This is a genomic window from Belliella calami, from assembly GCF_022549695.1.
GTDB classification, from domain to species: domain Bacteria; phylum Bacteroidota; class Bacteroidia; order Cytophagales; family Cyclobacteriaceae; genus Belliella; species Belliella calami.
In genome coordinates, this window is the sequence record NZ_JAKZGS010000001.1 from 23,526 (window position 1) to 37,334 (window position 13,809).

The 13,809-nt window shown below is 36.0% G+C and carries 15 protein-coding genes; 11 read left to right on the forward strand and 4 right to left on the reverse strand.

Annotated elements, in window-relative coordinates:
* Positions 1 to 39 precede the first annotated feature (39 nt).
* The 5 genes from miaB to secG are packed head-to-tail and all read left to right on the forward strand — an operon-like array spanning position 40 to position 4,574.
* A complete protein-coding gene (miaB, locus tag MM236_RS00085; RefSeq protein ID WP_241272880.1) occupies positions 40 to 1,500 on the forward strand; it encodes a tRNA (N6-isopentenyl adenosine(37)-C2)-methylthiotransferase MiaB in 1,461 nt (486 codons plus the stop codon).
* A 15-nt stretch (positions 1,501 to 1,515) separates the two neighbouring features.
* Positions 1,516 to 2,805, forward strand: coding sequence for a sigma-54 interaction domain-containing protein (locus tag MM236_RS00090; protein WP_241272881.1), 1,290 nt, complete (start codon positions 1,516 to 1,518; stop codon positions 2,803 to 2,805).
* Positions 2,792 to 3,337, forward strand: coding sequence for an LptE family protein (locus tag MM236_RS00095; RefSeq protein ID WP_241272882.1), 546 nt, complete (start codon positions 2,792 to 2,794; stop codon positions 3,335 to 3,337). The genes MM236_RS00090 and MM236_RS00095 overlap by 14 nt, the downstream gene beginning before the upstream one ends.
* Positions 3,338 to 3,373: 36 nt before the next feature.
* On the forward strand, positions 3,374 to 4,189 hold the full coding sequence (locus MM236_RS00100; protein WP_241272883.1) for a DUF8458 domain-containing protein: 816 nt from the start codon (positions 3,374 to 3,376) through the stop codon (positions 4,187 to 4,189).
* 4 nt (positions 4,190 to 4,193) lie between these two features.
* Positions 4,194 to 4,574: a preprotein translocase subunit SecG gene (secG, locus tag MM236_RS00105; RefSeq protein WP_241272884.1), complete on the forward strand. Its 381-nt coding sequence runs from the start codon at positions 4,194 to 4,196 to the stop codon at positions 4,572 to 4,574.
* Between the two features lie 61 nt (positions 4,575 to 4,635).
* On the opposite strand, the gene MM236_RS00110 is transcribed toward secG, so the two are convergent.
* Entirely contained in the window at positions 4,636 to 5,343 is a 708-nt protein-coding gene (locus tag MM236_RS00110) for a hypothetical protein (protein ID WP_241272885.1), read from the reverse strand.
* Positions 5,344 to 5,573: 230 nt separating this feature from the next.
* On the opposite strand from MM236_RS00110, the gene MM236_RS00115 reads away from it, so the two are divergent.
* The 6 genes from MM236_RS00115 to MM236_RS00140 all read left to right on the forward strand — a co-directional run bounded on the left by MM236_RS00115 (position 5,574) and on the right by MM236_RS00140 (position 11,500).
* On the forward strand, positions 5,574 to 5,852 hold the full coding sequence (locus MM236_RS00115) for a co-chaperone GroES (protein WP_241272886.1): 279 nt from the start codon (positions 5,574 to 5,576) through the stop codon (positions 5,850 to 5,852).
* Positions 5,853 to 5,895: 43 nt separating this feature from the next.
* Entirely contained in the window at positions 5,896 to 7,524 is a 1,629-nt protein-coding gene (gene groL, locus MM236_RS00120; protein WP_241272887.1) for a chaperonin GroEL, read from the forward strand.
* A 194-nt stretch (positions 7,525 to 7,718) separates the two neighbouring features.
* On the forward strand, positions 7,719 to 8,093 hold the full coding sequence (locus tag MM236_RS00125) for a response regulator (protein ID WP_241272888.1): 375 nt from the start codon (positions 7,719 to 7,721) through the stop codon (positions 8,091 to 8,093).
* Between the two features lies 1 nt (position 8,094).
* Positions 8,095 to 9,102: a magnesium/cobalt transporter CorA gene (corA, locus tag MM236_RS00130; RefSeq protein WP_241272889.1), complete on the forward strand. Its 1,008-nt coding sequence runs from the start codon at positions 8,095 to 8,097 to the stop codon at positions 9,100 to 9,102.
* Positions 9,103 to 9,183: 81 nt separating this feature from the next.
* Entirely contained in the window at positions 9,184 to 10,266 is a 1,083-nt protein-coding gene (proB, locus tag MM236_RS00135; protein WP_241272890.1) for a glutamate 5-kinase, read from the forward strand.
* Positions 10,259 to 11,500: a glutamate-5-semialdehyde dehydrogenase gene (locus MM236_RS00140; protein WP_241272891.1), complete on the forward strand. Its 1,242-nt coding sequence runs from the start codon at positions 10,259 to 10,261 to the stop codon at positions 11,498 to 11,500. The genes proB and MM236_RS00140 overlap by 8 nt, the downstream gene beginning before the upstream one ends.
* On the opposite strand, the gene MM236_RS00145 is transcribed toward MM236_RS00140, so the two are convergent.
* From MM236_RS00145 to MM236_RS00155, 3 genes are all read right to left on the reverse strand, one after another.
* Positions 11,490 to 12,278 carry a YoaK family protein gene (locus MM236_RS00145; protein WP_241272892.1) on the reverse strand — a complete coding sequence of 263 codons (789 nt, stop codon included), beginning with the start codon at positions 12,276 to 12,278 and terminating at the stop codon, positions 11,490 to 11,492. The genes MM236_RS00140 and MM236_RS00145 overlap by 11 nt on opposite strands.
* Positions 12,279 to 12,281: 3 nt before the next feature.
* Positions 12,282 to 12,746 carry a hypothetical protein gene (locus MM236_RS00150; RefSeq protein ID WP_241272893.1) on the reverse strand — a complete coding sequence of 155 codons (465 nt, stop codon included), beginning with the start codon at positions 12,744 to 12,746 and terminating at the stop codon, positions 12,282 to 12,284.
* Positions 12,747 to 13,075: 329 nt separating this feature from the next.
* A complete protein-coding gene (locus tag MM236_RS00155; protein WP_241272894.1) occupies positions 13,076 to 13,474 on the reverse strand; it encodes a DUF983 domain-containing protein in 399 nt (132 codons plus the stop codon).
* Positions 13,475 to 13,809: the final 335 nt, after the last annotated feature.

Sequence of the window (13,809 nt, forward strand, 5' to 3'; positions counted from 1 at the left end):
GGTATTTAGTTAATTTTGCAGATTGAAATTGACAATTACATGGAAAACATCATCAAAGACATAGATATTATATCCTCAGAAGAAGCACAAGTTTGTGATTATAAGACAACTGAAGATGAAAACACAGGGAAGACCAAAAAAATTTATATAGAGTCTTATGGATGTCAGATGAATTTCTCCGACTCCGAAATCGTCGCATCGATCATGAAAGACAATGGTTTCGATACGACTTCTGATTTCCATCAAGCTGATGTTATTTTCCTAAATACATGTTCAATAAGGGAAAAAGCAGAGCTGACAGTAAGAAAACGACTTTCACAATTCAACAATATCAAAAAAAACAAACCTGAATTGACCATTGGAGTGCTAGGATGCATGGCGGAGCGGTTGAAAGAGAAATTGTTGGAAGAAGAGAAATTGGTTGATGTAGTAGTAGGCCCAGACGCATATCGAGATCTTCCAAACTTGGTTTCAGAGGCAGAAGATGGAAATAAGGGGGTGAATACATTTCTCTCAAGGGAAGAAACTTACGCAGATATTTCTCCCGTAAGGCTAAACTCAAATGGGGTTAGTGCATTCATTTCTATCATGCGAGGATGCGACAACATGTGCTCATTCTGCGTGGTTCCTTTCACCAGGGGAAGGGAAAGAAGCAGGGATCCACATTCAATCGTCAGAGAAGCCCAAGAATTGTATGACAGAGGGTTCAAAGAAGTGACTTTACTAGGCCAAAATGTAGATAGCTACAAATGGTCACCTGAAGAAAACAACAAAGCCCGACTCAACAAAAAAGAAGATGCTGTAAGTGCCGTTATCAACTTTGCGAATTTATTGGAAATGGTAGCGAAGATTAGTCCACTCTTAAGAGTAAGGTTTTCAACCTCCCACCCCAAAGACATTACAGATGAAGTGCTTTATACCATGAAAAAGTACGACAATATCTGTAAATATATTCATTTGCCAGTGCAAAGTGGAAACTCCAGGGTTTTGGATATGATGAACAGAACTTATGATCGAGAGTGGTATTTGGAAAGAGTCTCAAAAATAAGAGAGATTCTTGGTGAGGAATGTGGAATTTCTTCTGATATGATTACCGGATTCTGTACAGAAACAGAGGAAGAGCATCAAGATACACTGACATTGATGGACATTGTGAAGTATGATTTTTCATATATGTTCTATTATTCAGAAAGACCAGGAACGCTAGCTGCGAAAAAATATGAAGATGACATTCCTTTGGAGACCAAAAAGAGGAGGTTGAACGATATTATTCAGAAGCAGAGTAAATTATCAGAAGAGAGAAACAAATTGGATGTAGGAAAAATCCAAGAAATCCTTATAGAAGGAGAATCAAAAAGGTCTGAAGACCAGCTGAAAGGAAGAAACTCTGCAAACAAAGTAGTCATTATAGAAAAAGGAAATTTGAAGAAAGGTGATTATGCCATGGTGAAAATCATAGATTGTACACCTGCTACGCTATTTGGTGAAGTCATATCTTAATATAAAAAACACACCATGATCACAGCATCAGAAATTCAAAGTGTAAAGCAAAGATTTGGAATCATAGGGAATAGCCCTTTGCTTAATCATGCCATACAAGTAGCGATGCAAGCATCTCCAACTGAAATGACGGTATTGATCACAGGGGAAAGTGGTAGTGGAAAAGAGTCATTTTCCAAGATCATACATTCACTTAGTGTCCGGAAACATGGGAAGTTCATTGCCATCAACTGCGGCGCTATTCCGGAGGGAACGATTGATTCAGAGTTGTTTGGACATGAAAAGGGTTCATTTACTGGTGCTCATGAAGCTCGAAAAGGGTATTTTGAAGTGACAGATGGCGGATCTATTTTCTTAGATGAAATAGGGGAAATGCCACTTGGGACTCAAGCTAGACTGCTGAGAGTCTTGGAAAATGGCGAATTCATCAAAGTTGGTTCGTCCAAAGTCCAAAAGACAAATGTTCGTGTCATTGCAGCCACTAATGTAAATTTAATCAAAGCTGTAGAAAAGGGTAAATTCAGGGAAGATCTTTACTATAGGTTAAACACAGTCCCCATATTTGTCCCACCACTTCGGGAAAGAGGGGAAGATATCGTTTTGCTATTTAGAAAATTCACCACAGATTTTTCTGAAAAATACAAGGTCAAACCTGTGTCTTTGGACGAAGATGCAAAGACACTTCTGATGAAATTCCCATTCCCTGGGAACATTCGACAGTTGAAAAACCTAGCAGAGCAGATTTCCTTGTTGGAACAGGAAAGAGAAATAGATGCAAACACTTTAGGCAGATATTTACCTACCGGCCAGACAAGATTGCCAGCCGCTTACACAGGAGGTGGCTCTGGCAAAGATAGTAGCAATGATTTTTCGGAGAGAGACATACTTTACAAAGTCCTCTTTGATATGAAGAAAGACATGCACGAGTTGAAAAAGCTAGTTTTGGAAAGTTATCAATCAGGTGGACTGAACTCATCGATCATCAATAAGCATCAGAATCTTTTCGAGGATTTAGACTCACCTGTTTCATTTGAAGAAACCAATTCCAATGTACCTTCAGTCAATATGCCATTGGTAATAGATTCACAAAAAAATGAAAACAATATGGATGATTATGAAGATGAATCCATAGAAGATATCATTCACGAAGAAGATGACAATTCACTTTCTCTGGAAAGAAAAGAAAAGGAAATGATCATTCGTGCCTTAAAAAAACACAATAATAAAAGAAAATACGCCGCAAGTGACCTCGGAATCTCAGAAAGGACGTTATATAGAAAAATCAAACAATATGACATTGAATAAAAAGAAAGCTTGTTCATTGGTTTTCGTATTGGGATTGGCGCTAGTTTTCAATGCCTGTTCGGTCAAATATAGCTTTACAGGCACCAATATCAACTACGAAATCACGAAGACATTCTCAGTAGAGAATTTCTTTAATGATTCGGGTGGTGGTCCAGCGAACATGGGACAGCAATTCACAGAATCTCTCAAAGATTTCTACCAAAGGAATACGCAATTGGAATTGGTGAGGTCAAATGGGGATTTACAGCTTTCGGGTGCTATTTCGAGATACAATATCGCCCCTCAAGCCACTGTCACCAGTACAGACCCCAATGCACCTGACAGAGCAGGTCAGGAAAGGTTGACTATTGTCGTTGAGGTAGAATTCATAAATACCAAAAATGAGGAAGAAAACGTGAAAAGGAGCTTTTCATTCTTCAGTGATTACAATCCAAGGACAACCTCCCTTTTGCAAGTAGAAAGTGTTTTGATTGAAGAAATATTTGAAAATATCATTCAGGATATTTTCACTGCTACTGTAGCAAATTGGTAAAAATGCTTATATTCGAAATCCATAATCACAAATGAAGTGAACGCTAACCAATTTTTAAATATTGTAAGTCAAGGTGATCAACTAAGTAAGGATCAAGTCAATCAGCTCTTTAAGCTTCACCAGAACTTCCCTTATTTCCAAATCCCAAATATTTTGCTTGCAAAATATGAATTGCAAAAATCGAAAGGTTCACCTTCTGATTTTTTGGCATTCGCTGCTATAAACAGTCCCAATAGGGCTTGGCTTAAGATATTAATTGAAGATCCGGATGCAATCTCAAACTTGACTTTTCTATCTTCAAAGCCAAAGGCTACAGATGCTCCAGAAAAACTAGGCAATGCGGCAGTTTTGGAAGACGAATCTGAAAGCGAATTGGTACCCAGACCACTACCAGAGACAGATCCTTCAAAAAGGGTGGAAATATTGAAAAAGCTGGATGAAGATTTAAAATCTAAAGCTTCCCTAAAGCCAGCTGAAGAGAAAGAAGTCGTTAAACCACGGAAAAAGCGAAGTGGACCGGATGATTTGATCGAAACGATAAGAAAAAAGGAGAAAAAGGAAATACTAGACGTCAAAAAGAAAGAGCAAATAGATATCATCAAGTCTTTTAGTAAGAAGGATATAAAATTAGCTACGCTCAAAGAAATTGAAAATTTCCAGAAGCAAAGTGATCTTTCGGAAAACAGTACAAAACTCAATCCTGATCTTTTATCTGAATCTTATGCCAAGCTACTGGCCAAACAAGGAAAAAATAAAAAAGCCAAGGAAATTTATCAAAAATTGATGGTGAAATTTCCAAATAAAAGCACTTACTTTGCGGACTTGATTAAAGAACTAGAGAATAAAAATTAAAAATATGTTTACTATAATTATCAGCATTATAATCGTATTAGCAGTATTGTTGGTTTTGGTGATACTTTCTCAAAACTCAAAAGGCGGAGTTGGATCTGCTTTTGGCGGAGGTGCTTCCCAGATCATGGGCGTTACCAAAACAGGAAACATCCTTGAAAAATCAACTTGGGTATTAGCTCTAGCAATACTTGTACTTTCATTAGTATCATCAGCATTCTATTCTTCATCTAGTGTAGACAACTTCACTTCACCGAATATCGAGAGTGCAAAAAAACAAATCATAACTCCATCTTTCGACAACAACGAAAGCATACTACCTTCTACCCCTGCTGAAGAAGCTCCAGCAGAAGTGACTCCTACTGAAGAAGGTAATGAGGAAAACTAAAAGATTATTTTTAACAAAAAAAAAGCCCAACTTCAAAAGTTGGGCTTTTTTTATGCCTTCTTCATTCTACATTTTTCAAAAGTAACCTTTTGCTAATTGGCAACAAGCTTTCCTGAATTGGAATTCGGTATCTTGAATGAATTCTAAAGGCAGCTGGGTTAGGCAATTCTTGGTAGTCCTTTACCAATCCCAACTTCATTTGCTCAAAAGTATTTACAATGGACAGCCTTACATTTCTGATAAATTGAAGCATAATCCCTTTAAACTTATCAATGCTATTCTGGAACAAACTCACTTTATATTTATAAATCAAAATTTCTTTGGAGTCTTCCTGTGAAAGCATAATGTAACCTTCCTTCTGATAAAGCGGAGAAATACCAATAGGCTCAATCAACATTTCATTTTCCAGAAAATCATAAATATCCTTGCCTTGTTCAATGTAATTTTTGAAATGGGGTATTGAATACTGTACAATTTCATCAAGCTGCTTCATCATATCATCATCTATAAAGACAGGACGATAGTTCAGTTTCAGACTTTCAATATCAGGCCCTTCCAATTGCTTTGGAAAAGCTGCTTTCAATTGATTTTTATCCTCCTCAAACGATTTTAACCTTCCATAATGATGAATCAAGTCAGCTAAAGGCGGATAAAGCTTTACTTCCTTGAAGTTTGTATTTACACCTTTGAGGTAAGCCAATAGAAGGTATTTTTTGTATTCAAAATCAATCCAACCTTCCGTAATCCAGTTTTCTGATAAATTTTTCATAATCAATTCGAATGAATCATATACACAGAAAATTTACTAAATATCTGACATCAAAAAAACAATATTTACGAAAAATTGACAGATTGAATGGTGGAAAATCACTTCCCTGACAGGAAAGATGAAAAGAATGCCGACTTTATGTCAGGAATGAACAACTTCCACCAATTGGCACAAAAAGTGAAATAGGGATTGCATCATTATAGAACTAACTTTAATAAAAAATCATAATTATGTCAAACGTGAACATCAAACCTCTTGCAGACAGAGTTCTGGTAGAACCAGCTGCAGCAGAAGAGAAAACCGCTTCTGGACTTTATATCCCAGATACTGCTAAAGAAAAGCCTCAAAAAGGAACAGTTGTAGCCGTAGGTAGTGGCAAAAAAGATGAACCCTTGACTGTCAAAGTGGGTGATACTGTATTGTATGGCAAATATGCTGGCACTGAAATCCCAGTGGATGGCAAAGATTTTCTTATCATGAGAGAAGCTGACATCTTTGCGATTTTATAATCATCTATTTTAACACATTCAAAAAACTTAAAATTCAAAAAAAATGTCAAAAGAATTATTTTTCAATACCGACGCAAGAGACAAACTGAAAAAAGGCGTAGATGCTCTTGCAAACGCTGTAAAAGTGACACTTGGTCCAAAAGGTAGAAATGTAATCATCGACAAAAAATTCGGTGCTCCTACCATTACAAAAGATGGTGTATCAGTAGCCAAAGAAATCGAATTGGCAGAGCCTATCGAAAACATGGGTGCACAATTAGTGAAAGAAGTAGCTTCGAAAACTGCCGACAATGCTGGAGATGGAACTACTACTGCAACAGTCCTAACGCAAGCAATTTTCAATGTTGGTATCAAAAACGTAGCTGCAGGTGCCAATCCAATGGACTTGAAAAGAGGTATCGATAAAGCTGTTTTGGCTGTTGTTGGTTCTTTGAGAGAAAGTTCTAAGGCAATCTCTACAGGAAAAGAAATTCAACAAGTAGCGACAGTATCTGCCAACAATGACGAAGAGATCGGTAAAATGATTGCTGATGCGATGGAAAAAGTTGGTAAAGATGGTGTGATCACTGTTGAAGAAGCTAAAGGAACTGAAACTGAAGTAAGAACTGTAGAAGGTATGCAGTTTGACAGAGGTTATCTTTCTCCATACTTCACTACCAATACTGAAAAAATGGAAGCTGAATTGGAAAGACCATATATCTTGATCTATGACAAGAAAATTTCTTCCATGAAAGAGTTACTCCCAGTATTGGAGCCAGTAGCCCAGACAGGAAAACCATTGTTGATCATTGCCGAAGATGTAGATGGAGAAGCATTGGCTACCTTGGTAGTAAACAAAATAAGAGGAGCTCTGAAAGTAGCTGCTGTTAAAGCACCAGGTTTTGGTGATAGAAGAAAAGCAATGTTGGAAGACATCGCTATCCTTACAGGTGGTACAGTAATTTCTGAAGAAAGAGGTTACAAACTTGAAAACGCTACTATCGATTATCTAGGTACAGCAGAAAAAATCAACATCGATAAGGATAACACCACCATCGTAAATGGTTCTGGAGATCCAGCTGCAATCCAAGCGAGAATCGCAGAGATCAAATCCCAAATAGAAAAAACAACTTCTGACTACGACAAAGAAAAGCTACAGGAAAGATTAGCTAAGCTTTCTGGTGGTGTTGCAATCCTTTACATAGGAGCTGCTACAGAAGTAGAGATGAAAGAGAAGAAAGACAGAGTTGATGATGCACTTCATGCAACTAGAGCTGCAGTACAAGAAGGTATTGTCGTAGGTGGTGGTGTAGCGCTCGTAAGAGCTGCTGCTGCTTTGGATTCTTTGAGAGGAGAAAATGAAGATCAAGATACTGGAATCAATATCATCAGACAGGCTATCGAATCTCCATTGAGAACGATTGTTGAGAATGCTGGCGGTGAAGGTTCGGTAGTGATCAATAGAATCAAAGAAAACTCTGGAAACTACGGTTACAATGCAAGAACAGATGTATATGAAGATCTATTCGAAGCAGGTGTAATAGACCCTACAAAAGTTACACGTTTAGCATTGGAAAACGCAGCTTCAATCGCCGCACTTCTATTGACTACAGAATGTGTGATTGCAGATGTAAAAGAGGAAGGTTCTGCTATGCCTCCAATGGGTGGTGGCGGAATGGGTGGAATGATGTAATCAACCATTCATGATAATATTCAAAAAGGGAGTCATGATGACTCCCTTTTTTTCTTTACAATTCACCTGAATTGTAAAGAAAAAACATATCATAAACCGAAAAATACGAGGATTCTATTTTTATCATAAGATTATAATTGTAATTTACACCGTTAATTACCCTATTAAGTCCACTTTTATCTCAAGATTAATTAATGCACTCATTTTACTCAATTATTTTAATTGACGACGATCCGATCAACAACTTGATCAATAAGCGATTGATATCAAAAATGGATCTTGCTGATCAAGTAGAGGAGTTTTTGGAAGCTGAAAAAGCGCTTGAAAGAATCGAAAAACTAAATATTGAAGAGAACACCTTGATTTTGTTGGACATCAATATGCCAGTGATGAATGGTTGGGATTTCTTAAATGAATATTTAAAAGTGTTTCAAAGCAGGAAAGATAGAATAGTCATGCTATCAAGTTCCATCAATTTTCAAGATAGGCAAAAAGCAAAACAATATTCTTGTGTTGAAGGATTTATAGAAAAACCATTGACACCAGACAAATTCAAGATCATCCTTTAAAATGAATTCATCTTTGGATAATGAGGAAAATAGAAGTATGGAGTTGTATGTTTTTGGTGAGAATCATTTTGAGAAACACCACCTTACTTCTCTTTCCCAACTTGACCAAAAAATCCAAACTGACAAAAAATGTTGGCTGAATGTCCACAAGAGTCATGATAAAACTATTTTTGAAGATATATGTCAGCACTTTGACATACACCCAGTAGCGTTCGATGACATTGATAATTTAGATCAAAGACCGAAACTTGAGGACTTTGACAATTTTATATTGATTGTCAGTAAAATGCTGTACACAAAAAGTGACATTCACCATTTGGAAAAAGAACAAGTCAGCATCGCTTTCAATAAGCACATTGTCATCACATTTCAAGAAAATGAATATGATATTTTTGATCCTATCAGAATTCGACTAGAAAATCCGAATGGAAAAATGAGAAAATTGGCAACAGATTACTTTGCCTACACCCTACTCGATACCATCATTGATCAATATTATAGCATTCTCGAAATGGTCAGCAATCAAATCGAAATTCTTGAAGATGATATTGTAAGCCAAAACAAAAAAATCGAACTTGCTGATATCTATAAGCAAAGAAAAACTTTACAGGAAATAAAAAGGTCTATTTGGCCAACACGTGAACTCATTTCATCATGGAAAAAATCAGACAGTCCTTTTATTACTAAAAAAACAACCCCATTCGTAAATGACATCTATGAAAATACTGTAGAAATTATAGAAAATCTAGAAATGCAAAGGGAATCTATCACTACTTTGGTGGAGATTTTCATGACAAATATCAGTGTCAAACAAAATGAAGTGATGAAAACACTTACAATTATTGCCACCATATTTATCCCCCTTACTTTTATAGCTGGTGTATATGGAATGAACTTTGAATACATGCCTGAACTAGGATGGAAGTATGGATATATCAGTAGCTGGGGATTTTTTATTACTGTTTCTATTTTAATGGTCATTTATTTCAAAAGAAAAAACTGGTTTTGATCAAACCAACAAAACAGCATCACATTTCTTAGTAATTTTTCAACAATAAGCTTATAATTGCGTCAAATTCACATCTCTGTTATGAATTCAATCAATTGCTGTGTCATCAAAATCGGATCTAATGTGTTGACCACCAAAGAAGGAAAACCTGATTTGGAAAGAATGAACCACTTAGTTTCGGAAATCTCCAATTTCCATAAAAAAGGAATCAAAGTAATTCTGGTAAGTTCAGGTGCAGTAGCTTTCGGAAGAAAAGAAATTTCTTTGCCCGAAAAACTGAATCCAGTGTTGAAAAAACAGATCTGGGCCTCTACTGGTCAAATTGAATTGATCAATAAATACAAAAGTCTGTTTGAAGAACGAAAACTTCAAGTTGCTCAAATTTTGGTAACCAAAGAAGATTTTAGAGATAGGAAGCATTTTTTAAACATGAAAAATTGCGTATTAGGCTTACTCTCCCAAGGAATCATCCCAGTGATCAATGAGAATGACACCGTTGCCATTACCGAACTGATGTTTACTGACAATGACGAATTGGCCAGCTTATCAGCAGCAATGGTAGACGCTGATACATTGGTGCTATTGACCAATGTCAATGGCATTTATACAGGTTCTCCAGATCATCCTGATTCCGAATTGATCAGAGTAGTAGCGCAAGATTCCGAAGAACTTGCTTCTTATATTTCTGCTACCAAGTCATCTTTTGGAAGAGGTGGCATGCTGACTAAACTAAACATGTCAAAAAAGTCAGCAGACCTGGGAATCCAGGTATTTATTGCAAATGGAAAACAAGACAACATCCTAACAAATATCCTTGCCAAGGATACGGATTTCACTTATTTCGAACCAAAAAAAGCAAAGCAAAGTACCAAAAAATGGCTTGCCCATGGAGATCAGTACTTCAAAGGAGAAGTCATCATCAACCAAGGTGCAAAGTCAGCCCTTTTTGATCAGAAGATTAGCAGTCTCTTACCTATAGGGGTAATCACTATTGAAGGGGAATTTAAGAAAGGCGATATCCTAAGGATTTCCGATGAGCAAGGAAATAGAATTGGCCTTGGAAGAGCTGAATACCCTTCGAAAACCGCATTGGAAAAAATCGGACAGAAAAACCAAAAACCAATCATTCATTACGACTATCTTTATCTTTTTCACCATGAATAATTCTAATATCCTATTTTCGGAAATCCAGAAGTCAGCAAAAAAACTAGCCCAAATCAGCTCAGAACAGATATCTGAAGTGTTGGAAACGCTCGCCAAATTGACTTTATCGAATATAAACTCGATTATAAAAGCAAACCGTCAAGACTTAGAAAAAATGGATCCAAAAGATCCAAAATATGATCGGCTAATGCTGACCAAAGAGAGAATTGAAGCTATTGCATCGGAAATACGTCAAATAAAAGGACTTAATAGCCCCATAGGAGATATACTAGAAGAAAAAACTCTAGAAAATGGATTGCTTCTGAAGAAAGTAAGTGTTCCTATTGGGGTAATTGGTGTGATCTATGAAGCCAGGCCTAATGTGACTTTTGATGTGTTTTGCATTGCATTAAAATCAAGAAATGGTCTGGTTCTAAAAGGTAGTTCTGATGCAGAATTCTCAAATAAGGAAATCATGAAAATCATCCAAGAAGCACTTAAGGTCCATGACATTCCAATGGAAGCATTTATATTGCTTCCTCCAGACCGTAGTGCCACAGATGAATTGTTGAATGCCGTAGGCTATGTAGATATCATAATTCCACGGGGGAGCCAACAACTGATTGATTTTGTCCGAAAAAACTCCAAAGTTCCAGTCATCGAGACAGGTGCCGGAATTGTCCATACTTATTTCGACGAGTCTGCAGATTTAGATAGTGGAAAATCAATTATCTTAAATTCGAAAACAAGAAGACCTAGTGTCTGCAATAGTCTTGACTGTTTGATAATCCATGAAAGCAGGCTTTCCGATTTAAATAAAATAGTAGAAGATTTATTGGATAAGAATGTCGAAATCTTTGCAGATGAGAAATCTTTTGAGATCCTCGATCAACATGAATTGATTAACCTTGCCAATGAAAGTCATTTTGGCACTGAGTTTCTTTCCCTCAAAATGTCTATCAAAACAGTCTCAAACTTAGATGAAGCGATAGAACACATTGATAGATATAGCTCTAAGCATAGCGAAGCAATATTGTCGAATTCAGAAGAAAATATCGCTCTTTTTTTGAACACTGTGGATGCTGCAGCTGTCTATGTCAATGCTTCTACTGCATTTACAGACGGAAACCAATTTGGTATGGGTGCAGAGATTGGAATTAGCACCCAAAAGCTGCACGCACGTGGACCTATGGCACTAAAGGAATTGACATCATACAAATGGATCGTGATAGGAAATGGTCAAATCAGATCTTAATCCTTTCTAACCACATCTCTTTGATTTTAAGTCTTTTGCTCCCCCCATATCCTTGAAGCCTTCTTTTTCGCAACAGGAGGTTGAACCTGAATTTGATATAATCATACAGAATAATGAATATCAAAAATAACGAAACCATAAAAAATACTTTGAATCCCATAGCGAAGTAGATCAGACCTGCTATTACCCCACCTGAGATATAGGAAACTGCTATAGTGGACAACAGTTTGGCTTTATTTCTTAACTCTCTATTTTCCCTAAATTTTTTCTTGGTAAACATAGAAACCAAAATTGCCAAATCAGTTGTCAGACCAGTCATGTGGGTAGTCTTTACGGCAGAATTAGAAATACTAGCCGTTAGCCCATTCTGCAACCCCATAGCCAATAGCATGATCGCGATCAAAATTTCTGTTTCGAATAAAGTCTCTTGGTAATAGTACAAGCCATAAAACCCTACTGATGACAAACAAATAGTCTCAAGTATCAATGGCAAAGCATGTGCAATGTAATTAGATCTACTACTACTTATGACTAAAAAATTTGCCAAAAAATTACCATAAAAGAACATAAACAACCAAAAGAAAACCATCAAAACCTGATTCCAATTTCCTTTGGCAATTTCTTCTGCCAGAATTGCGTAATGGCCTGTGACATTGGATGTGAATGCAAAAAAAATGATCAATGAAGTGACGTTTACCATTCCGGCTGAAAAAGCTGTCAAAGACCCTAACTGAAGATTATCTTTCAAAGTCCTTGAACTACTGTGTTTTCTTAACATAAATTATATTTTTTCAAATGTCAATTTTACTATCCCCCTTGCATTCAAATCAACATGGAAATGCAAAACAAGTCTATCTCTATTCAGCTCTTTGATGGTATAATATTCTGATATTTTGTCGTTGTGGGTTAGCTTTAAAATATCGCCTTTGCTTTTCAATTTCCAATCTACAAACTCCTCTTTTCCATCTTCAAAACCTACTTTCAATGTGTTATCATCAATAAATTCCCAAACTTCCGATTTATGGATCACAAAGTTCTCTCCAAGCTGGACTTTTGTTTGATCCATCACCTCATCGATTGTCAAAGAATCAGATTGATTCAAAAAATCAACTTTTTCATAATCCCAAGATACTTCTTTCCATTCACCAATGATATCATTCATTGGCTGGTTTCCAAACTGAGTCACCATCAGAAACAATGATAAAGCAGTAAGCCCCATAATAACATTCATTACAATGCCTCTCATACTTTAAACTTTAGAAATTTTCAAATCCTATTCCCTATCATTTTAGTGTGTTTATTTTTCTAAATTTCGCTTTAAAACAAAATCACCCCAAAAAGATCCTTAAATTCTATTTGTAAAACCTATTACTTTTATTTTAAAAATAGATAAATACACAAAACTTTAAAATTGCAGTCTTTAACAAACTACTTCCAAATACAAAGCATTTATTTGAACAATCATAATTTATTAAAATACATACATTTATTGATTTTTATGACTTTGAGTTAACCACTTTATGAAAAAAATGGTTCTATTTTCAATAATCTAATTTAAACAAAAACTAAAAAAAATCAATTTGTCACATTTTTCCTCCAATTTGGATCGTAAGACAACCTTCCTACCGCATACAAATACAATACTTTGGAATATCTCAACATCACTGGGATCAATACTATATTTGCAGTCAATACAGTAGCGACATAAACCCAAACATCGGGATCATCGAAGAAAAAATTTAATATAATCAAAACATTCACTACCAACGCCACCGAAAACGCATAACTTATATACATTGCTCCATAGAAAAAATCTGGCTCAGGAGTCAATACTGCATTGCAAACTGGGCATTTTTGATGGATCTCTGATAGTTTTCTATAACTTAATATTGAAGTTGGAAAAATACTACCTTCTCTACATCTTGGGCAATTTCCGTTTAGTATGGCCTTGGTTAGGCTTTTTTTGTTTTCCATTTATTGGGATGAATCGAACTGCAAATATACAAAATCCAAATTTAGGCTAGGTGGGTATTTCAGATAAAAGCCAAAAATAACTGCGCAAACAGCCAGTATTCAAAGAAATAAATGTCGATTTTTACAATAATTTCAATTGTTTAATTTAACAACTGAACTCATTCCCTGTCATCCTGAATTATATTTTATTGAATTATTCTCCCATCATGGCTGTTACCAATAGACAGGAAAGCTCTAATAATCAATAATTTGATTTGAATCCTGAAAAAAAAATTATACTATTAAGGTTTAAAGTCCGTTGTGAATGAAGTTTATACGGAATTAGATCTAGTAAA